Raw genomic sequence first — 20,832 nt, forward strand, 5'->3', positions numbered from 1 at the left:
GCTTTTTTTTTAAACCCCCCCCCCCCCCCCCCCGTCCACCGGGGGCCGCCCGCCGGGCGGCCGCCCGGCGGGCCGGGCGAGCCCGTGTTCGACGTGGAGGCCTGGTGCGCTGGCGCGCCCTCAGGCCTCGTCAGCCTCATCGTCCTCGTCCGGACGCTTGTAGGGGTCGGCCTCGCCGGCGAAGTCCTTGCCCTGGCGCAACGCCGCGAGCTCGGCGTCCCGCTCGCGGGCGGTGCGAAGCGCGTCCTCGAGCTGGGCGGCGTTCTCGGGGATCGCGTCGAGCTGGAACTCGAGCGTCGGCGTGAGCCGGATCCCGGTCTGCTTGCCGACCTCGGACCGGATGAGGCCCTTGGCGCTCTCGAGCGCCGCGGCGGTTCCGGCCCGCTCCTCCTCCGTGCCGCGCACCGTGTAGAACACGGTCGCGTTCTGCAGGTCGCCCGTCACGCGCACGTCGGTCACGGTCACGAACCCGAGCCGCGGGTCCTTGACCCGTGTGTCGAGCATGGTCGCGACGACCTGCTGGATCCGCTCGGCCAGCTTCCTGGCCCGCACACTCTCAGCCATCAACCCTCATCTCCGGCCGCGCCCCGCGCGGCCCCGTGTTCCCCAAAGCATGCGAACGTGCCGCGCCCGTCCCGCCATGGTGACGGACGGACGAAAGCCCTGCCCGGAGGGAGAGGTGTGGCGGGTCGTGGTGGGTCTGGCACGGGCCGCCAGGCCCGCGGTAGACCCGCCACACCTCTCCCGGAGGGCAGGGCGAAGGTGACGAGAGACCGTCACCGACGAAGAGCGCGCGTCACGAACGCGGCTTCTCCCGCATCTCGAACGTCTCGATGACGTCCTCGAGCTGGATGTCGTTGAACGACCCGAGCCCGATACCGCACTCGTAGCCCTCGCGGACCTCCGTGGCGTCGTCCTTGAACCGCTTGAGCGAGTCGATCTGGAGGTTGTCCCCCACCACGACGCCGTTGCGGAGCACGCGAGCCTTGGAGTTACGGGTGATGACGCCCGACCGGACGATCGTGCCCGCGATGTTCCCGGCCTTGGAGGACCGGAAGATCTCGCGGATCTCCGCCGTACCGAGCTGGACCTCTTCGTACTCGGGCTTGAGCATGCCCTTGAGCGCGGCCTCGACGTCATCGATGGCCTGGTAGATGACCGAGTAGAACTTGACCTCGACACCTTCCCGCTCGGCCAGGTCCTCGACGCGCTCGCCGAACTTCACGTTGAAGCCGATGATGATCGCGTTGTCGACCGTGGCGAGGTTGACGTCGTTCTGCGTGATGCCACCCACACCGCGGTGGATGACGCGCAGCTCGACCTCGTCGCCGACGTCGATCTTGAGCAGCGCGTCCTCCAGCGCCTCGACGGCACCGGACACGTCGCCCTTGAGGACGAGGTTGAGGGTCTCGACCTTGCCCTGCTCGAGCGCCTGCGTGAAGTCCTCGAGGCTGATGCGCTTGCGACGCTTGGCCAGCGTCGCGGCACGCTCGGCGGCCTCGCGCTTCTCGGCGATCTGACGGGCCGTGCGGTCGTCGGGCGCCACGATGAACGTGTCGCCGGCGCGGGGCACGGACGTCAGGCCGAGCACCTGGACCGGACGCGACGGGAGCGCCACGTCGAGGTTCTCGCCGTGCTCGTCGAACATCGCACGGACGCGCCCGTGGGCGGTGCCCGCGACGATCGAGTCGCCGACGGCGAGGGTGCCGGACTGGACGAGGACCGTCGCGACGGAGCCGCGGCCCTTGTCGAGGTTGGCCTCGATGGCGACGCCGCGCGCGTCCTTGTCGGGGTTGGCGCGCAGGTCGAGCGAGGCGTCCGCGGTGAGCAGGACGGCGTCGAGCAGGTCCTCGATGCCGATCCGGTTCTTGGCGGACACGTCGACGAACATCGTGTCGCCGCCGTACTCCTCGGCCACCAGGTTGTACTCGGTGAGCTGCTGGCGGATCTTGGCGGGGTTGGCCCCCTCCTTGTCCACCTTGTTCACCGCGACGACGATCGGGACGCCGGCGGCCTGGGCGTGGTTGAGCGCCTCGATCGTCTGCGGCATCACGCCGTCGTCGGCCGCGACCACGAGGATCGCGATGTCGGTGACCTGGGCACCGCGGGCACGCATGGCGGTGAACGCCTCGTGACCCGGGGTGTCGATGAACGTGATCGCCCGGTCGACGCCCTCGTGCTCGTGGTGCACCTGGTAGGCGCCGATGTGCTGGGTGATCCCACCGGCCTCGCCCGCGACCACGTCGGAGGACCGGACCGCGTCGAGCAGCTTGGTCTTTCCGTGGTCGACGTGGCCCATGACGGTGACGACCGGCGGACGGGGCTCGAGCACGTCGTCGCCCTCGGCCTCCAGCTCGCCCTCGAGGTCGATGTCGAACGCCCCGAGCAGCTCGCGGTCCTCGTCCTCGGCCGACACCATCTCGATGACGTAGCCGAGCTCGGCACCGAGGGTGCCGAAGGTGTCCTCGTCGAGCGACTGCGTGGCGGTCGCCATCTCACCGAGGTGGAAGAGGACGGTCACGAGGCTCGCGGGGTTGGCGTCGATCTTGTCCGCGAAGTCGGACAGGGACGCGCCACGGCGCAGACGCACGACGGTCGAGCCGTCGCCGCGGGGGACGCTGACGCCGCCGAGCGACGGCGCCTGCATCTGCTCGAACTCCTGGCGCTTCGCGCGCTTCGACTTCCGTCCGCGCACGGGGCGGCCGCCGGCACGCCCGAAGGCGCCCTGCGTGCTGCCGCGACCGGCGCCACCGCGGCCACCGCCGCCGGGACGACCGCCGAAGCCGCCGCCACCGCCGGGACGGGCCGCGCCGCCACCGGCACCGCCGCCGCCGAAGCCACCGCGGCCACCGCCGCCGGGACGACCGCCGCCGCCGGCACCCTGGCCGGCGCCGGGACGACCGAGCGACGTCTTGCCCGGCATCATGCCGGGGTTGGGGCGAGCTCCGCCGGGACGCGGGGCGCCACCCGGCCGGGCTGCGCCGCCGGGACGCGGCGCCGCGGGACGCGGACCGCCGGAGCGCTCGGCCGAGCCCTCACCGCGGTCGGGACGCGACTGCGGGCGGGGCATGCCCTGCTGCGGGGCGAACGGGTTGTTGCCCGGACGCGGGCGCGGCATGCCCTGGCTCGACGCGAACGGGTTGTTGCCGGGCCGCGGCGCGGAGCCGGGGCGCGGGGCACCCGGACGCGGTGCGGGCGACTCGTTGCCTGCGGCGGGCTTGGGTGCCGCGGCGGGCTTGGGACCGGGCGTCGGCGCGGACTGGCGCGGCGCGGAGCCGCTCGACGCGGGACGCTCGGGTGCCGGCGCTTCCTCCGCTACCGGCGCCTGGGGCGCTGCGGGGCGGGGTGCGGCGGGCTTGGCCGCCGCGGGCTTCGCGGCAGGCTTCGAACCGGCAGCTGCACCGGCGGGGAAGGCGTCGCGCAGCTTGCGCACGACGGGTGGTTCGATCGTCGAGGACGCCGAGCGGACGAACTCACCGAGCTCGGTGAGCTTCGTCATGATGGTCTTGCTCTCGATACCGAGCTCCTTGGCGAGCTCGTAGACGCGGACCTTGGCCACAACTCTCCTGTCTCGGCCCGCCCGGACAGGGAGGACCGTCGTTAATGCTGAGGGGTGCTCATCGCAGGGTGCTCATCGCGTGCCCATGTGTTTCTGACCCGCTTCCTGATAGACGTGTCTGGCATGTCGTGCTCGCGCACGTGGTCGTCACTCGGCACCGAGGGCGACGAGGAACCGGCGGACGTCGCTCGCGTCCGGTGCGCTGCGCAAGCGCAGCGCACGCGTGAACGCGTGGCGGCGTTCGGCCAGCTCCAGGCAGCGCATCCGCGGGTGCAGCCACGCGCCACGCCCCGGGAGCGAGCGTCCGACGTCCACCACCAGCACCGCCGCAGAGGCGGCGCCCGCCGTGTCGTCGTCCGTCCGCGCCACGAGGCGCACGAGGTCGGACCGAAGGTCGCGGGACCGGCAGCCGACGCACGTCCGCACCGGAGCCCGGAGGGGCTCCCTCGGGGTGCGAGTAGCGGGGAGGACGTGCGACATCGGCCGGGCCTGAGACCCGTTGTCGGACATCTTACCCCGTCGTCCTCTCGTCACCCCGCCGTCGGGCGGGCTGCGCCCGCGTCGGGTGCCGCCTCGTCGGACCGGATGTCGATGCGCCAGCCGGTCAGCTTCGCCGCGAGGCGGGCGTTCTGCCCCTCCTTGCCGATGGCGAGCGACAGCTGGTAGTCGGGGACGACGACCCGGGCGGAGCGCGTGTCCTCGTCCACGATCGTGACCTCCCTCACACTGGCCGGCGAGAGGGCGTTGCCCACGAAGCGCGCCGGGTCGGCGTGGTAGTCGACGATGTCGATCTTCTCGCCGTGCAGCTCGGCCATGACCGCCCGCACGCGGGCACCCATCGGGCCGATGCACGCACCCTTGGCGTTGAGCCCCGACACCGTCGACCGGACGGCCATCTTGGACCGGTGGCCCGCCTCACGGGCGAGCGCGACGATCTCGACGGAGCCGTCCGCGACCTCGGGCACCTCGAGCTCGAACAGCTTGCGGACGAGGTTCGGGTGCGTGCGGCTCAACGTGATCTGGGGGCCCTTCATTCCCCGCGTCACCTCGAGGACGTACGCGCGCAGGCGCTCGCCGTGCACGTACTCCTCCGTCGGCACCTGCTCGTGGGGCGGCAGGACGGCCTCGACGCCTCCGACCTCCACCAGCACGACGCGCGGGTCGCGCCCCTGCTGGATGACGCCGGCGATGACCTCGCCCTCCTTGCCGCGGAACTGGCCCAGGATGGCGTCGTCCTCGGCGTCGCGCAGACGCTGGACGATGACCTGGCGGGCGGTCGCGGTGGCGATGCGGCCGAAGTCGGCGGGCGTGTCGTCGAACTCGGGGCCGAACGTGCGGACCCCGTCCTCGTCGACGATCTCCTCGCGCGCCCACACGGCGGCGCGCCCGGACGTCCGGTCCAGCTCGACGCGCGCGTGCGGCTGCGCGCCGGTGCTGCGGTGGTACGCCGAGAGCAGGGCCTGCTCGATCGCGCCCACCAGCACGTCCAGGCTGATGTCCCGCTCGCGCTCGATCGCGCGCAGAGCGCTCATGTCGATGTCCATCAGGCCTCCTCGTCGTCGGTGGTGTCAGCAGAGCGCGAGAGCTCGACCTCGATGCGGCCGCGCGCGACCTCCGAGCGGTCGACCCGCTCGGGCTGCCCGGCGGGGACCTCGGTCAGGACGAGCTCGTCGCCCTCGACGTCGGACAGCCGGCCCTCGTAGGTGCGACCGTCGCGGAGCGCGAGGCTCACGCGCCGCCCGCGCGCCCGCTTGAAGTGGCGCGGTTCGGTGAGAGGCCGGGCGGTCCCGGGCGTCGAGACCTCGAGCGTGTACTGCCCCGGCAGGACGTCGGACGACGCGTCGAGCACGTCCGAGACCTGGCGCGAGACGTCCGCCACGGCGTCGAGGTCGAGGCTCCCGAGGACGTCCTCGGGCAGGTCGAGCGTGACGCGGACGACCGAACGGCTCCCGGCGCGGGCCACGACCACGTCCTCGAGGTAGAGGCCGGCGCCTTCGACCACCGGCGCGACGACCTCGCGGAGCATGTCCGCCGGTTGCTGCCTGGGCAATTGCTTCTCCTGTCGGTTCTCACGGCCCACCCGCGGGACGCGAGCTTCTAGGGATCGCGAGCCGGGTGCGCCGGGCAGCGATCGAGATCGTCTCGACCGGTGTGCTGTTGTGCGCACCAAGACTACCGACTCGCCGGGGCATCGGCGTGCCGACCCCCCGCGGGGACGGCGGGCCGGGCGCCGCACCGGAGCAGGTCGTGGGATCATCGGGCGCGATGCGCCACCACCCGACGCCCGACCCCGCGCCGCGCGCGCGGTCCGGCCGGCCCGCTCCGTCCGCCCTCCTCGCCGCGGCGGCGTCCGTCGTGCTCGCGCTCGCGCTGGCGGGCTGCGGCGTGCGCCTCGAGTCGTCCCCGCCGGCGCCGCTCACCCCGACCGCCGACGAGCGCGTCCGCGCCGCGACCGTGGCGGACGTCGTCGCGGTCCGCGACCTGGCGCGCGCGACGCTGTCCGACGGCGGGGCGAAGGGCGCGACCGCCGCGCGGCTCCGGGCGGTCGTCCAGCACGCCGGCACGCAGCTCACGGCGCTCGGCGGCGTCTACGACGGCCCGTCGCCGACCACCGGACCGGCGGCGACCGCGACCCCGACGGCCACGGGCGAGCCGGCGGTGAGCGCCGTCGTCGTGCGGCTGCGGGGTGCGTCCGTCACCGCGCGGGAGCGCCTCGCCGACGCCGACGACGCCCACCTGGCGCGCCTGGTCGCCCAGGTCGGGACCGGGCAGGCGCTCGACGCGGACGCGCTCGCGAGCGCGGGCCACGTGAAGGAGCGCGCGACCACCACAGCTGCGAAGGGCCCCGCCACGCTCCCCGCGGGCGCCCGCGCGGGGGTCGCAGCCACGGTCGTCGAGAACGAGGACGCGGCCGGGTACCTGCTGGAGGTCGTCGCAGCGCGGGCCCACGGCGCGGCCCGCTCGGAGGCGGCCGCCCGCGCCGCGGTGCACCGCACGCGCGCGCAGGACTGGGCCGACGCGGCGGGCGTCGCCGGCACGGACGGCGACCCGCGGCGCACCGCCTACGCGCTGCCCGCCGAGGCCGTCGCGCGCACCGTCGAGTCGCGCCTGGTCACCGACTATGCCGCGCTGCTCGACACGCTCGAGCCGCGGGGACGCGCGCAGGTCGCCGACCTGCTCACCGACGCCGCCCGCGCCGCGGTCGCCGCGGGCGCGCCCGTCACGGCCCTCCCCGGCGGCACCCCGAAGTAGACGGGCCGCCCGTATACGTCGCAAGGTAGACGGGGGGCCCGTCTACCTCGCGGGCCGTCAGAGGAGCGCGGCGACCCGCTCGGCCACGCGCTCGACGGCCTCGGCCACCGGCACCTGCTCGGCGTCGCCGCCCGCACGGCCGCGGACCTCGACGACGCCGTCGGCGAGCCCGCGGCCCACGACGACGACGAGCGGCACGCCGATGAGCTCGGCGTCCGCGAACTTGACGCCGGGCGACACCTTGAGGCGGTCGTCGTAGAGCACCTCGACGCCGCGCGCCGCGAGGCCGCTCGCGATGGTGCCCGCCGCGTCGAACACGTCCTGGCCCTTGCCGGTCGCGACGACGTGGACGTGCGCGGGCGCCACGTGCGCCGGCCACGCGAGCCCCTTGTCGTCGTGGTTCGCCTCGGCGAGCGCGGCGAGGGCGCGCGTCACGCCGACGCCGTACGAGCCCATGGTCACGACGACCTGCTTGCCGTTCTGGTCCAGGACCGTCAGCCCGAGGGCCTGCGCGTACTTGCGCCCGAGCTGGAAGATGTGGCCGATCTCGATGCCCCGCGCGAGCTCGAGGGGGCCGGAGCCGTCGGGCGCCTCGTCGCCGGCCCGGACCTCGGCCGCCTCGATGGTGCCGTCCGCGGTGAAGTCGCGGCCCGCCACGAGGTCGAACACGTGCCGGCCGGGCTCGTTCGCTCCCGTGATCCAGCGGGTCCCCTCGACCACGCGCGGGTCGAGGAGGTAGCGGATCGCGGAGACCTCGGCGCCGTCGTCCTGGGTGAGCCGCGCGCCCTGCGGACCGAGCGCGCCGGGGCCGATGTAGCCCTTGACGAGCTCCGGGTGCGCGGCGAAGTCCGCGGCGCCCGCCGTCTCGACCTCGGCCGGCTCGAGGGCAGCGCCGAGACGCTTCACGTCGACCTCGCGGTCCCCCGGGAGCCCGACGACCAGCACCTCGCGGCGCCCGTCCGGGTGGGTCGTCGCGAGGACGACGTTCTTGAGCGTGTCCGCCGCCGTCCAGGCGCGGTCGGGGCGGGGGAACCGCTCGTTCGCGAGCGCGACGAGCGACTCGATGGTCGGGGTGTCCGGGGTGTCCTCGACGTGCGCGGCGGGGGCGTCGTCGTACGGCACGGCCTCGGGGACGGGCGTGACGACGGCCTCCACGTTCGCGGCGTACCCGCCGGGCGACCGGACGAACGTGTCCTCGCCGATGGGGGTCGGGGTGAGGAACTCCTCCGACCGCGACCCGCCCATGGCACCGCTCGTCGCGGCCACGATCACGTACTCGAGGCCGAGCCGGTCGAAGATCCGCTGGTACGCGGCGCGCTGCACCGCGTAGGAGGCGTCCAGGCCGGCGTCGTCGATGTCGAACGAGTACGCGTCCTTCATGATGAACTCGCGGCCGCGGATCAGCCCCGCGCGGGGACGGGCCTCGTCGCGGTACTTGGTCTGGATCTGGAAGAGCGTGAGCGGCAGGTCCTTGTACGAGGAGTACAGGTCCTTCACGAGGAGCGTGAACATCTCCTCGTGCGTGGGCGCGAGCAGGTAGTCGGCCTGCTTGCGGTCCTGGAGCCGGAAGAGCCCCTGGCCGTACTCGGTCCACCGGCCCGTCGCCTCGTAGGGCTCGCGCGGCAGCAGCGCGGGGAAGTGCACCTCCTGCCCGCCGGCGGCCTGCATCTCCTCGCGGACGACGGCCTCGACCTTCGCGAGGACCCGCAGACCCAGCGGCAGCCACGTGTAGATGCCCGGCGCCGCGCGGCGGATGTAGCCGGCGCGGACGAGGAGCTTGTGGCTCGCGACCTCCGCGTCCACCGGGTCCTCCCGCAGGGTCCGGACGAACAGCGTGGACATCCGCAGGACGGCGGCGGACGAGGAGGTCAGGTGGTCGTGCGACATGCGGCACAGCCTACCGGCGGGCCGGCGGGCGCCCGCGCCCCGACCAGCGACGCGAGCCCCGGTGCCGGGCGGCGCCGACCGGTCTGGAGCATGATCGGACCATGCCGGAGCTGCCCGAGGTCGAGGCGCTCGTCGGGTTCCTGCGGGAGCGCACGAGCGGCCGCCTGATCACGTCCGTCGCGCTGGGCCAGATCTCCGCGCTCAAGACGTACGCCCCTCCCCTCGACGCGCTCGTCGGGCGGCGCGTGAGCGACGTCGTCCGGCACGGGAAGTGGCTGGACGTGGTGGCGGCACCGGCCGGCGAAACCGACGGCGACCCGCTGCACCTCGTCTTCCACCTCGCGCGGGGCGGCTGGCTGCGCTGGTCCGAGCAGGCGCCGACGACGCCGGTCCGGCCGCGGGCGGGCGGGGGCGGCGGCAACCGTCCGACGCTGGCGCTGCGCGTCCGGTTCGACGACGGCGCCGGCTTCGACCTCACCGAGGCCGGCACGCGCAAGCGGCTCGCGGTCTACGTCGCGACGGACCCTGACGCGGTGCCGCAGATCGCGTCGCTCGGCGTGGAGCCGATGTCCGACGCGTTCACGCCCGAGGTCCTCGCCGAGCTGCTGGCCAGGAAGAACCAGCAGGTCAAGGGCCTGCTGCGCGACCAGGGGGCGATCGCGGGCATCGGCAACGCCTACTCGGACGAGATCCTGCTCGTCGCCCGGACCAGCCCGTTCAGGCTGACCAAGACGTACGCCCCTCCCCCGGGCTCCGCCGCTCCGTCCGACGACGTCGTCGCCCTGCACACCGCGATCCGCGACGTGCTGCGGGAGGCCGTGGCGGCGTCGTCGGGCAGGCCGGCGGCGGAGGTCAAGGACGCCAAGCGCCGCGGCATGCGGGTGCACGGGCGGACGGGCGAGCCGTGCCCCGGCTGGGACGGCGTGCCGTGCGGCGACACGGTGCACGAGGTGTCGTTCGCCGACCGGTCGCTGCAGTACTGCCCGACGTGCCAGACGGGCGGACAGGTGCTCGCGGACCGGCGGATGTCCCGCCTCCTGCGCTGACCGGTCCCGCCGACGGCGACGCCCCGCTCAGAAGAGGACGGTCGCGAGCGTGCCCACCTGCTCGAACCCGACGCGGCGGTAGGCGGCGAGCGCGGGCGCGTTGAAGTCGTTGACGTAGAGGGAGACGACGGGCGCGACGTCGCGCCGCGCGGCGACGACGACGGCGGCCACGCCGCTCTCCGACAGGCGGTGCCCACGCCGGACCGGGTCGACCCAGACGCCCTGGATCTGGGCGACCTGGTCGGTCACGGCGCCGAGCTCGGCCTTGAAGGCCACGAACGGGCGCCCGTCGGCGCCGCGCTCGAGGCGCACGAACGACCGTCCGGTCGCGATGAGCTGCCGGACGCGGCGCTCGTAGGCCGAGCTGCCCCCGACGACCGGCGAGTAGCCGACCTCCTCGACGAACATCCGCACGCACGCCGGCAGGATCGCACCGAGCTCCTCGGGCAGCCCGCGCCGCACGGCGGGATCGGGGGCGACGTCGGGGTCGCGCGCGATCGCCATCGACGGCTGGCAGGCCCGGATCTCCCGCGGCCGGGGCCAGGTGGGGGCGAGCCGCTCCCACAGCCCGAGCGCGACGGCCGCGTCGCCGACGATGGACGAGCTGCGCCGGCCCTCGAGCCGCGCCGCGGCGGCGAACGCGTCGAGCGCCGCCTCGCGCTCGGAGCCGGTCTCGGGGACCACGGGGAACAGGTTGGCGCCCGACCAGCAGATCGCCGTCGGCGGCCCGGACGCGGGGTACGCCCAGACGCTGCCGCCACCGCGCGCACCCGCCTCGGGCCACTCGGCGACGCGCGCCGCCGCGAGGGCCGCCGTCACGGGGTCGACGGCGCACACCGCGAGCGCCGCGGCGACCTCGTGCCGCCCCAGGACGCGCGCGGGGACGGCGCGGACGCCGTGCGCGTCGTCGCGTGCGAAGAGGCGGACCATGCGCCGATTCTCCCCCAACGGGCCGACGGCCGCCGCCAGGCGCCGGTGGCTGGCGCGCCGTCCGGGGCCTGGTCGGCCGCCTCAGCTGACGGTGACGACGGGCCCCGTGGGGGTGCGCTCCTCGGCGGGCATGGCGTCCGCGATGCGCATGGCCTCCTCGATCAGGGTCTCGACGATCATGGCCTCGGGCACGGTCTTGATGACCTCGCCCTTGACGAAGATCTGGCCCTTGCCGTTGCCGGACGCGACGCCGAGGTCGGCCTCGCGGGCCTCTCCCGGGCCGTTGACGACGCAGCCCATGACCGCGACGCGCAGCGGTACCTCCATGCCCTCGAGGCCGGCGGTGACGCGCTCGGCGAGCGAGTACACGTCGACCTGCGCTCGGCCGCACGACGGGCACGAGACGATCTCGAGCTTGCGGGGCCGCAGGTTGAGGGACTGGAGGATCTGGATGCCGACCTTGACCTCCTCGACGGGCGGCGCGGACAGGGACACGCGGATGGTGTCGCCGATGCCCTTGCTGAGGAGTGCGCCGAACGCCGTCGCCGACTTGATGGTGCCCTGGAACGCCGGACCGGCCTCGGTCACGCCGAGGTGCAGGGGCCAGTCGCCCCGCTCGGAGAGCAGCTCGTAGGCCCGCACCATGACGACGGGGTCGTTGTGCTTGACGGAGATCTTGAAGTCGTGGAAGTCGTGCTCCTCGAAGAGCGACGCCTCCCAGACGGCGGACTCGACGAGCGCCTCCGGCGTCGCCCTGCCGTACTTGGCGAGCAGGCGCGGGTCGAGAGACCCGGCGTTGACGCCGATGCGCAGCGACGTGCCGTGGTCCTTCGCCGCCTGGGCGATCTCCTTGACCTGGTCGTCGAACTTGCGGATGTTGCCGGGGTTCACGCGGACGGCGGCGCAGCCCGCCTCGATCGCCGCGAACACGTACTTCGGCTGGAAGTGGATGTCCGCGATGACGGGGATCTGCGACTTGGTGGCGATCGCGGGGAGCGCGGCGGCGTCGTCGGCGCTGGGCACGGCGACGCGGACGATGTCGCAGCCGGCCGCGGTCAGCTCGGCGATCTGCTGGAGGGTGGCGTTGATGTCCGAGGTCAGCGTCGTCGTCATGGACTGGACGCTGATCGGGGCGTCACCGCCGACCTCCACCTTGCCGACGCGGATCTTGCGCGTCTTGCGGCGGGGGGCGAGGACGGGTACGGGGGCCTCGGGCATGCCGAGGTTGATCGGGACGCTCACGGCTCCAGTATCCCTCGCCCGGGGCGTGCGTCGGGCGCGAGCGGTGCGAGGCGGGCGTCGGATCTCGTGGCGATGTCGGGAAGACCGCCCCCGGAGGGGCCGCGGCGCGGGAGGCGGCGGCACGAGAAAGGCCGTGACGGCCCGACGGTCAGCGGCCTAGCGTCGGACGAGTTCCCTCGACCACGGAGGCCCCGATGCGGCAGACGACGACCGGCACCCCTGTCCCTGTCGCCTGCCCGAGGAGCCCACGTCCGCATGAGGACCGTCACGATAGGCGTGCTCGCGCACGTCGACGCCGGCAAGACCACCCTGACTGAGCGCCTGCTGCTGCACGCGGGCGCGATCGACCACGCCGGGAGCGTCGACTCCGGCGACACCCAGACCGACACGCTCGAGCTCGAGCGCCGCCGCGGCATCACCATCCGCTCGGCCGTCGCGGCCCTGCGCCTGGACGACCTGACCGTGAACCTCGTCGACACGCCCGGTCACGCGGACTTCGTCGCGGAGGTCGCCCGCGCCGTGACGGTGCTCGACGGCGCCGTGCTGCTGCTGTCCGCGGTCGAGGGCGTCCAGGCGCGCACGCGGGTGCTGCTGCGCACCTTGCGCCGCCTCGGCGTCCCCACCGTCCTGTTCGCCAACAAGGTGGACCGGGCCGGAGCCCGCACCGAGGCGCTCGCCGACGAGATCCGTGCACGCCTGACACCGCGCGTCGTCCCGGTCTCCACCGTGACCGCGGCGGGCACGCACGAGGCACGTGTCGCGCCCCGCGACCCGGCGGGCGTGTCGGAGGACCTCGCGACCGCGCTGCTCGACGAGCCCTCGTCGGCTCCGCTCGTCGACGCGTACCTCGCGGGCCGCGGACCGCTCGTCGAGGCCCCCGACGACGTGCTGGCCGACGGCGTCCGCGCGGGCACGCTCCACCCGCTCCTGCTCGGCTCCGCCGCGACCGGCGCCGGCGTCCCCGCCCTGGTCGGCGCGGTCGGCCGGTGGTTCGCCACGACCGACCCGGACGGCGACGCGGCCGCAGGACCGGCGCGCGGGACGGTCTTCGCCGTCGACCGGGGCCCGGGCGGGGAGCGCGTCGCGGTGGTCCGGCTCCGCTCGGGCACGCTGCGGGCCCGAGACCGCGTCCGGCTCGTGTCCGCCGGCGACTCCGCGGGGCGCCCCGCGCTCGCGACCGCGGTGCGGATCTTCGTGGACGGCACCCGCACCCGCGAGGGCGTGCTCCGTCCGGGCGGCATCGCACGCGTCACGGGCCTGGACGGGGTCCGCGTCGGCGACGGCCTCGGCGACGGGGCCCTCGTCGGCCGACGCGACCTGTTCGCGCTGCCGACGCTCTCGGCGACGGTCACCCCCGTGCGCCCGGCGCAGCGGCTCGCCCTGCGTGACGCGCTGCAGGACCTCGCCGCCCGCGACCCCCTCGTCGGCGTGCGGCTCGACGACGCCACCGGCGAGCTCGCGGTCAGCCTGTACGGAGAGGTCCAGAAGGAGGTCCTCGCGGCGACCCTCGACGGCGAGCACGGGATCCCCGTCGCGTTCTCGGACTCGCGCGCGCTCCACGTCGAGCGCCCGCGGCGCGCGGGTGCCGCGCAGCAGGTGATGGGCACGCACCCGTTCGGGCTCGTCACGGTCGGCCTGAGGGTCGAGCCGGCCGCACCCGGGTCGGGCGTCGCCTACGTCGTCGGTGCCGAGCGCGGTCTCCTGCTGCGTGGCTTCCACGTGGCCGTGGAGGAGACCGTCCGCGCGCTGCTCCGGCAGGGCCCTGACGGCTGGCCCGTCACGGACGTCCGCGTGACGCTGACCCACGGGCGCTACGGCACTGGCGCGACCGCCGGCGCGTTCCGGGACCTCGCGACCGTCGTGCTCGCCGACGCGCTGCGTGAGGCGGGGACGCGGGTGTGCGAGCCCGTGGCGCGGTTCGAGCTGGAGACCCCCGCCGACGCCGTGCCCGCCGTCGTCGCCGCCCTCGCCGCCGGGGGCGGGACCCTCGCGGGACGCCTGCCGGAGGGCTCGGGCCACGACGACGCCGTCGTGGTGACCGGCCGGGTCCGGGCAGCAGCCGTGTCCGCCCTCGAGCGCACGCTCCCCGCCCTCACGCGCGGGGAAGGCGTCCTCGTCACCGAGCCCGCCGGGTTCGAGCCGGTGCGGGGTACGCCGCCCCGACGCGCTCGCCAGGAGCCGGACCTGCTCGCCCGGGCGGCGCAGCTGCGGCGGCTGTGGTGAGGTGCGCCGCGCGGGAGGTCAGGTCAGGCGGACCGGGTCCACGATGTCCGCGTAGATCAGCAGCACGCCCATGACCGTGAGGAGCCCGAACATCGCGTAGGCGACGGGCATCATCCGGGCGGTGTCGGCGGGGCCCGGGATCGGCAGGCGTCGCACCCGCGCGACCGTCCGCTTCGCGCCCTCGTAGAGCGCGCCCACCACGTGGCCGCCGTCGAGCGGCACGAGCGGGATGAGGTTGAAGACGAACAGGGCGACGTTGAGGCTCGCGAGCAGCATGAGCATCGCCTGGACGCGCGCGACCACGGACGCCTGGTCGGCGCCGGCGACGTCGGCCGCGACCCGCCCGACCCCGACCACGCTCATCACGGAGTCGGCGCTGCGGGGCTCGTCCCCGAACGTCGCCCGCGCGACGTCGACGACCTTGACGGGCAGCTGCGCGACGAGCTTCACGGTCTGCGTGGTCATGTCCCAGGTCTGGCTCACGGCCGTGCCCGGGGACTGGTGCACGCGCTCCGCGGTCGGCTCGATGCCGAGGTACGGCACGGTCGTCGTGGTCGCCGACCCGTCCGAGGCGGTGGTCTGTACCGTGTGCTCGGCGGGCGTGACGTCGAGCGTCACCTCCTGGCCGCCGCGCTGCACGACGAGCGTCGTCGGGTCGGTCCCGCCCTCCCGGATCGCCGTGGAGAGGTCGTCCCAGCTCTCGACGGCGGTGTCGCCGTACGCGACGACCGTGTCGCCGGCCCGCAGCCCGGCCTTCGACGCGGGCGACGCCGGGTCCCCGGCCTGGCAGGAGCCGCCCGACGACGCCTGCACGCATGCCGGGACGGCGCCGACGGTCGTCGTCGGGGTCTGGACGCCGATGGCACTCAGGGCGATCAGCGTGAGGACGAAGGCGATGAGGAGGTTCATGACGGGCCCGCCGAGCATGACGACGACCTTCTTGGGCGCCGACAGCCGGTAGAACGCCCGCGACTCCTGGCCGGGGAGGATCTCCTCCGCCGACGCCTCGCGGGCCGCCGAGGTCATCTCCCCGAACCAGCCCCGGCGGGGCCGGTGGCCGGCGGGCGCCGGCGCGTACATCCCGACGAGCCGCACGTACCCGCCCGCGGGGATCGCCTTGAGGCCGTACTCCGTCTCGCCCTTGGCGCGCGACCACAGGGTCGGGCCGAACCCCACCATGTACTGGCTCACGCGCACGCCGAACAGCTTGGCCGGGACCATGTGGCCGACCTCGTGCAGGGCGATGGACACCAGCACGCCCACCACCACGACGAGCACCGCGATCAGGACGGCCATGCGTTTCGATCCTCCAGGGGCCTCGGGAAGCGGGAGACAGCAGGCCCAGCATGCCCCGTACGGCTGGGCGCGGGCTGAAGAGGGGCTGGGCCTGACGCGGTCAGCGGCGCGCGAGCACGGCCCGCGCCTCGTCGCGCGCCCACGCGTCGGCGTGCAGCACACCCTCGACGCTCGACGCGTCGAGGTCGGCGTCGACGTGCGCGTCGACGACCCGCGCGATCGTGTCGACGATGTCGAGGAACCCGATCGCCCCGTCGTGGAACGCGTCCACGCACACCTCGTTCGCCGCGTTGTAGACGGCCGGCGCCACCCCGCCCTCGGTCCCGACCCGGCGGGCGAGCGCGACCGCCGGGAACCGGTCCTCGTCGAGCGGCGTGAACTCCCAGGTCGCGGCCTGCGTCCAGTCGATCGGGACGTCGACGTCGGGGAGCCGCTCCGGCCACGACAGACCCAGCGCGATCGGCACCAGCATGCGCGGGGGTCCGGCCTGGGCGATGGTCGAGCCGTCGTGGAACTCGACCATGGAGTGGATGAGCTGCTGCGGGTGCACGACGACGTCGATGCGGTCGAAGGGCACGTCGAAGAGCAGGTGCGCCTCGATCACCTCGAGGCCCTTGTTCACGAGGGTCGCGGAGTTCGTCGTGACGACGCGCCCCATGGCGAAGTTGGGGTGCTTGAGCGCCTCGGCCGGCGTCGCCTGCTTCATCTGGTCGCGCGACCGCCGCAGGAACGGGCCGCCGCTCGCGGTGAGCACCAGCCGACGGACCTCGGACGACGCGCCCGACCGCAGGGACTGCGCGATCGCCGAGTGCTCGGAGTCGACGGGGACGACCTGGTCCGGGCGCTGCACGGCGCCCGTGACGAGCCGGCCCCCGATCACGAGGGACTCCTTGTTCGCGAGCGCGAGCGTGGAGCCCGCGCCCAGCGCGGCGAGCGTGGGCCGCAGGCCCACGGCCCCCGTGATGCCGTTGAGGACGACGTCGCTCCCCCGGCCCGCGACCTCGGCGGCCGCGGCAGGGCCGTCGAGCACCTCGACCGAGCCCAGCGCCTCCCGGACCACGCGCGCCGCGCCCGGGTCCGCGACGGCCACGGCGCGCACACCCAGCGCGCGCGCCTGCTCGACCACGAGCCGCGGGTCCGCCCCGCCGGCGCTGAGCGCCTCCACGACGAAGCGGTCGGGGTTGCGGCTGATCACGTCGACGGCCTGGGTGCCGATCGACCCGGTCGAGCCGAGCAGGGTCACGGTGCGGGGGCTCACTGTGCTGGCAGCCATACGGACATCCTCGCAGGCCCGGAGCCGCCGTCAGACCCGCGGCGCGGTCCACTCCAGCGTGTACCGGAAGAACAGCCGACGGCGCACGCGGGCGCCCGGGAGCGCGCTCTCCGCCGCGCGGGCGATCGCGTCGACCGTGTCCGTCGCGTCGCGCAGCAGGACGTCCGGCGCCGCGGGCGAGCCGTCCTCCGCCGCTCCGGAGCGCGCCGGCCGGACGGCACGAGGGTGCTTGACGAGACCGACGACGGGGTTGGCGAACGCGGAGAGGAGGTCGACCGCGACGTCGCGCCGCGTGCTCACCCGCGCCAGCCCGACGACGAGGAACCGCCCGCCGGGTGCCACCAGCCCGCGCGCGTGCTCGAGAGCCGGGACGAGGTCGAGGTGGTGGAGCACCGCGACCATCGTGACGAGGTCGTAGCCGTCCGACCCCTCGGGCGGGCGCACGTCGCCGAACGCCTGCTCGCGGACCGTGACCCGACCGTCGTCCGAGAAGCGTTCGGCCGCCCACCGCACCGCGGCGGCATCCGCGTCCACGTCGTCCACCCGGTCGAACCGGTCCGCGAGGAGGCCGACCAGTCCCCCGAGCCCGCAGCCCACGTCGAGCGCGGACCGACGACGCACGGGCAGGCGGCGCAGCACCCAGCCGTGGAAGTGGTCGTTGTGGCTCCACGGGTGGCGGGCGTTGAGTCCCGCCAGCCCGCGCGCGAACGCGCGGACCCACGGCCGCGTCGTCGTGCGGTGGTTCACGGGTGCGGCGGCGCCGTCACTCGACGCCGAGCAGCACCTCGACGGCCCGCGACAGGTACGCGTCGACCGGGCCCTCCCCGTACGCGTCGGCGCCTCGGCGGCGGCGGAACGTCGCGCCGCGGATCTCCGACGCGCTGATCGGCACCTGGCGGTCGAAGTAGTCGACGAGCCTGTCCAGCAGAGCGTCGACGTCGTCCATGTCGTAGCCCGCCTCGCCGCGGCCCGCGGGGGCGAACTTCTCGCAGGACGGCCGGTTCAGCCGCGGGTACAGCGTCCGGGCCTCCTCGGCGATGCGGTCCATCCAGGCCTGCGCGCCGTTCTGCGCGACGAACGCCCCGCGGTCCCGCACCGAGAACGCGGACTCGAGTCGATCGAGCGCCGCGTCGACCTCGTGGGTGTCGTAGCCGCCGCGGACGAGCTCGAACGACACCGCCTGGATGTCGGCGCTCGTGAACGGGCCGGCCTCGCGACCCTCGTAGACCGCTCGGGCGTAGTCGAAGAAGTCGTCCACCTCGTCGGGGTCGTAGCCGGTGGTGAGCTTCCCCACGGTGCTGAACCTGGACACGTCACTCCTCTTCCGCGGCGAGCTGACCGCACGCGCCGTCGATGTCACTGCCACGGGTGTCCCGGATCGTGGTCGGGATCCCGTGCTCGCGCAATCGTGCCACGAACTCCGCCTCGACCGCGGGGTCGCTCGCGGTCCAGATGGAGCCGGGCGTCGGGTTCAGCGGGATGGGGTTGACGTGCACCCAGCCGCGGCCCCGCGCGTTGAGCTTGTCGCCCAGCAGGTCGGCGCGCCAGGCGTGGTCGTTCATGTCGCGGATCAGCGCGTACTCGATGCTGACGCGGCGCCCGGTCACCTCGAAGTAGTGGCGCGCGGCGTCGAGCGCCTCGTCGACCGACCAGCGGGTGTTGATCGGCACGAGCTCCGAACGCAGCTCGTCGTCGGGCGCGTGCAGCGACAGGGCGAGGGTCACGGGGATGCCCTCGTCGGCCAGCTTGCGCATCGCGGGCACCAGCCCGACCGTCGAGACGGTCACGTTGCGCGCCGACATCCCGAGGCCCTCGGGCTCCTTGGCGACGAGCGTGCGCACCGTCCCCAGGACGGCCTTGTAGTTGGCGAGCGGCTCGCCCATGCCCATGAACACGAGGTTGTTGAGGCGTGTCGGGCCGCCGGGCACCTCGCCGTCGGCGAGCGACCGCGCGGCCGAGCGGACCTGCTCGACGATCTCCGCCGTCGACAGGTTGCGGGTCAGCCCGAGCTGGCCGGTCGCGCAGAACGGGCACGCCATGCCGCAGCCGGCCTGGCTCGACACGCACAGCGTGGTGCGGCTCGTGTACCGCATCAGGACCGACTCGACCTTGGCACCGTCGAACAGGTGCCAGAGCGTCTTGACGGTCGTGCCGCCGTCCGCCTCGAGCACGCGCGCCTTCTCCAGCAGCGGCGGGAAGAGCGTCTGGGCGAGCACGTCGCGCGTCGCGGCCGGCAGGTCGGTCATCGCCTGCGGGTCCGACGTGAGGTGCGTGAAGTAGTGCGTCGCGAGCTGCTTGGCCCGGAACGGCTTCTCACCCAGGTCGACGACCGCCTGCGCGCGCTCCTCGGAGGTGAGGTCCGCGAAGTGGCGCGGCGGCTTGCCCCTGCGGGGGGCGGCGAGCTGCAGCGGGGTGCGGCCCGCGGGCGGGGTGACGGTCGGCATGTCGGGGTCCAGAGGTCGGAGGGTGGTCGGCAGGCGAGGGTCAGCTCCCCGGCACGGCGGCCGCGAGGAGCACGTACACGAAGGGGGCCGTGATGAGCAGGGAGTCGAGCCGGTCGAGGATGCCGCCGTGGCCCGGCAGCAGGCGTCCCATGTCCTTCAAGTCTAGGTCGCGCTTGAGGAGCGACTCGGCGAGGTCCCCGAGCGTGGCCGTCAGCGGCGCGAGCAGGCCGAGCGCGACGCCCACCCACGGGTCGGCGTCGAGCACGTGCGCGCCCACCAGGCCGACGGCGATCGCCAGCACGAACGAGCCCATGAGGCCCTCGATGCTCTTCTTCGGGCTCACCGTCGGCGCGAGCGGGTGCCTGCCGAACAGGACGCCCGCGACGTAGCCGCCGGTGTCGCTCGCGACGGCCAGCAGGACGAACAGCGCGACCCGGAGCTCGCCGTCCGGCTCGGCCAAGAGGAGCATGACGAACCCGGCCATGAACGGGAGCCACGCCGTCGCGAACACCCCCGCCGCGGCGTCGCGGACCCCGGCCGCGCCGGACTCCTCCAGCGCGCACCAGACCACGACGCCGCCCACGGTGAGCAGGAACGAGACCATGAGGGCCTCGGAGCCCGAGTAGTACGCGGAGACCAGGATCCCCGCCGTGCCCACGAGCAGCGGGAGCAGCGGCAGGCGGATGTTCTTGCGCTTGAACGCCTGCGCGAGCTCCCAGACGGCGCCGCCGACGGCGAGCACCGCGAACGCCACGAAGAACTCCGGGCGGAACACGAGGGACGCCGCGACGAGCGCCAGCAGGAGGACGCCGACGGCGATCGCCGCGGGCAGGTTCCGGCCCGCCTTCGGAGCGGGCTGCGCGGACGCGGGCGCCGCGCCCTCGGGCGCGGGGTCCGTGGACGGTTCCGCGCGGGCGCGGTCGGCGGGGTCGCCGGCGACGACGTCACCGGCGACCGCGTCGCCGGGGGCCGGGGCACCCGCCGCCGACCGTCGGTACGACGGCGTCGGCCGGCCGGACTTCCTGCGCTTCGTGGCCGCCATCAGACCTCGAGCAGCTCGTTCTCCTTGCCCGCCAGGAGCGCGTCGATCGCATCGACGTGCTTCTTGGTGAGCGACTCAAGCTCCTTCTCCGCGCGGGAAACCTCGTCCTCGCCGGCCTCGCCGTCGCGGACGATGCGGTCGAGCTCCTCCTTGGAGCGGCGCCGGACGTTGCGGATCGAGACCCGCGCGTCCTCCGCCTTGGCCTTCGCGAGCTTCACGTAGTCGCGGCGGCGCTCCTCCGTGAGGGCCGGCAGCACGACGCGGATGACGTTGCCGTCGGTCGACGGGTTCACGCCCAGGTCCGAGTCGCGGATCGCCTTCTCGATCGCGGGCGTCGCCGACTTGTCGAACGGCGAGACGAGGATCGTGCGGGCCTCGGGGTTGTTGAACGACGCGAGCTGCTGGAGCGGGGTGGGCGCGCCGTAGTAGTCGACCGAGATCTTCGCGAACATCCCCGCGCTCGCGCGGCCCGTGCGGATCCCCGCGAAGTCCTCCTTGGCGACCTCGATCGCCTTGTCCATCTTGTCCTCGGCCTCGAGGAGGGTGTCGTCGATCACCGGTGCTCCTTGGTTCGGTCTGTCACGGTTTTCCGTCTGTCACGGTGGTGGTCTGCGGCTCGGCCGCCCGCAGGTCCGGTG

General features: G+C 74.3%; 18 protein-coding genes. 3 read left to right on the plus strand and 15 right to left on the minus strand.

The genetic code is table 11. The features are described from left to right. Positions 1–120 precede the first annotated feature (120 nt). From rbfA to rimP, 5 genes are all read right to left on the minus strand, one after another. Positions 121–564 carry a 30S ribosome-binding factor RbfA gene (rbfA, locus tag ACLQ14_RS16570; RefSeq protein WP_425815026.1) on the minus strand — a complete coding sequence of 148 codons (444 nt, stop codon included), beginning with the start codon at positions 562–564 and terminating at the stop codon, positions 121–123. Between the two features lie 232 nt (positions 565–796). Next, positions 797–3,559 carry a translation initiation factor IF-2 gene (gene infB, locus ACLQ14_RS16575; protein ID WP_425815028.1) on the minus strand — a complete coding sequence of 921 codons (2,763 nt, stop codon included), beginning with the start codon at positions 3,557–3,559 and terminating at the stop codon, positions 797–799. Positions 3,560–3,706: 147 nt separating this feature from the next. Beyond that, a complete protein-coding gene (locus ACLQ14_RS16580; RefSeq protein ID WP_425815030.1) occupies positions 3,707–4,069 on the minus strand; it encodes a YlxR family protein in 363 nt (120 codons plus the stop codon). Between the two features lie 20 nt (positions 4,070–4,089). Further along, positions 4,090–5,103, minus strand: a complete 1,014-nt coding sequence (nusA, locus tag ACLQ14_RS16585) for a transcription termination factor NusA (protein ID WP_425815032.1) — start codon at positions 5,101–5,103, stop codon at positions 4,090–4,092. Then, positions 5,103–5,609: a ribosome maturation factor RimP gene (gene rimP / locus ACLQ14_RS16590; protein WP_425815034.1), complete on the minus strand. Its 507-nt coding sequence runs from the start codon at positions 5,607–5,609 to the stop codon at positions 5,103–5,105. Before rimP ends, nusA begins: the two co-directional genes overlap by 1 nt. A 146-nt stretch (positions 5,610–5,755) precedes the next feature. On the opposite strand from rimP, the gene ACLQ14_RS16595 reads away from it, so the two are divergent. Next, positions 5,756–6,811, plus strand: a complete 1,056-nt coding sequence (locus ACLQ14_RS16595; protein ID WP_425815036.1) for a DUF4439 domain-containing protein — start codon at positions 5,756–5,758, stop codon at positions 6,809–6,811. A 57-nt stretch (positions 6,812–6,868) separates the two neighbouring features. Here the strand turns inward: ACLQ14_RS16595 and ACLQ14_RS16600 are convergent, their stop codons facing one another. Beyond that, a complete protein-coding gene (locus ACLQ14_RS16600; protein WP_425815038.1) occupies positions 6,869–8,698 on the minus strand; it encodes a proline--tRNA ligase in 1,830 nt (609 codons plus the stop codon). A 101-nt stretch (positions 8,699–8,799) separates the two neighbouring features. Here ACLQ14_RS16600 and ACLQ14_RS16605 point away from each other — a divergent pair, with 101 nt between their 5' ends. Further along, positions 8,800–9,744 carry an Fpg/Nei family DNA glycosylase gene (locus ACLQ14_RS16605; RefSeq protein ID WP_425815040.1) on the plus strand — a complete coding sequence of 315 codons (945 nt, stop codon included), beginning with the start codon at positions 8,800–8,802 and terminating at the stop codon, positions 9,742–9,744. Between the two features lie 27 nt (positions 9,745–9,771). Here ACLQ14_RS16605 and ACLQ14_RS16610 read toward each other — a convergent pair whose 3' ends face one another. Further along, positions 9,772–10,674 carry a GNAT family N-acetyltransferase gene (locus tag ACLQ14_RS16610; RefSeq protein WP_425815041.1) on the minus strand — a complete coding sequence of 301 codons (903 nt, stop codon included), beginning with the start codon at positions 10,672–10,674 and terminating at the stop codon, positions 9,772–9,774. A gap of 81 nt (positions 10,675–10,755) precedes the next feature. After that, on the minus strand, positions 10,756–11,916 hold the full coding sequence (gene ispG / locus ACLQ14_RS16615) for a flavodoxin-dependent (E)-4-hydroxy-3-methylbut-2-enyl-diphosphate synthase (RefSeq protein WP_425815043.1): 1,161 nt from the start codon (positions 11,914–11,916) through the stop codon (positions 10,756–10,758). Positions 11,917–12,171: 255 nt separating this feature from the next. Here ispG and ACLQ14_RS16620 point away from each other — a divergent pair, with 255 nt between their 5' ends. Continuing rightward, positions 12,172–14,139, plus strand: a complete 1,968-nt coding sequence (locus tag ACLQ14_RS16620; protein ID WP_425815045.1) for a GTP-binding protein — start codon at positions 12,172–12,174, stop codon at positions 14,137–14,139. An 18-nt stretch (positions 14,140–14,157) separates the two neighbouring features. Here ACLQ14_RS16620 and ACLQ14_RS16625 read toward each other — a convergent pair whose 3' ends face one another. The 7 genes from ACLQ14_RS16625 to frr form a co-directional block, all read right to left on the minus strand. Further along, positions 14,158–15,435: a M50 family metallopeptidase gene (locus ACLQ14_RS16625; RefSeq protein ID WP_425815047.1), complete on the minus strand. Its 1,278-nt coding sequence runs from the start codon at positions 15,433–15,435 to the stop codon at positions 14,158–14,160. A gap of 100 nt (positions 15,436–15,535) precedes the next feature. Continuing rightward, on the minus strand, positions 15,536–16,708 hold the full coding sequence (gene dxr / locus ACLQ14_RS16630; RefSeq protein WP_425815049.1) for a 1-deoxy-D-xylulose-5-phosphate reductoisomerase: 1,173 nt from the start codon (positions 16,706–16,708) through the stop codon (positions 15,536–15,538). Between the two features lie 30 nt (positions 16,709–16,738). Continuing rightward, positions 16,739–17,455 (minus strand): class I SAM-dependent methyltransferase, encoded by a 717-nt coding sequence (locus tag ACLQ14_RS16635; RefSeq protein ID WP_425815051.1) that lies wholly within the window; start codon positions 17,453–17,455, stop codon positions 16,739–16,741. 16 nt (positions 17,456–17,471) lie between these two features. Further along, entirely contained in the window at positions 17,472–18,020 is a 549-nt protein-coding gene (locus ACLQ14_RS16640) for a DivIVA domain-containing protein (RefSeq protein WP_425815053.1), read from the minus strand. A 1-nt stretch (position 18,021) separates the two neighbouring features. Beyond that, on the minus strand, positions 18,022–19,152 hold the full coding sequence (gene rlmN / locus ACLQ14_RS16645) for a 23S rRNA (adenine(2503)-C(2))-methyltransferase RlmN (RefSeq protein WP_425815055.1): 1,131 nt from the start codon (positions 19,150–19,152) through the stop codon (positions 18,022–18,024). Positions 19,153–19,192: 40 nt separating this feature from the next. After that, complete coding sequence (locus ACLQ14_RS16650; protein ID WP_425815057.1) at positions 19,193–20,194, minus strand: phosphatidate cytidylyltransferase; 1,002 nt, start codon at positions 20,192–20,194, stop codon at positions 19,193–19,195. Continuing rightward, on the minus strand, positions 20,194–20,751 hold the full coding sequence (gene frr, locus ACLQ14_RS16655) for a ribosome recycling factor (protein WP_425815059.1): 558 nt from the start codon (positions 20,749–20,751) through the stop codon (positions 20,194–20,196). The genes ACLQ14_RS16650 and frr overlap by 1 nt, the downstream gene beginning before the upstream one ends. Between the last annotated feature and the right edge of the window lie 81 nt (positions 20,752–20,832).

Source organism: Luteimicrobium sp. DT211, assembly GCF_049844995.1.
In the GTDB taxonomy this organism is placed as follows: domain Bacteria; phylum Actinomycetota; class Actinomycetes; order Actinomycetales; family Cellulomonadaceae; genus Luteimicrobium.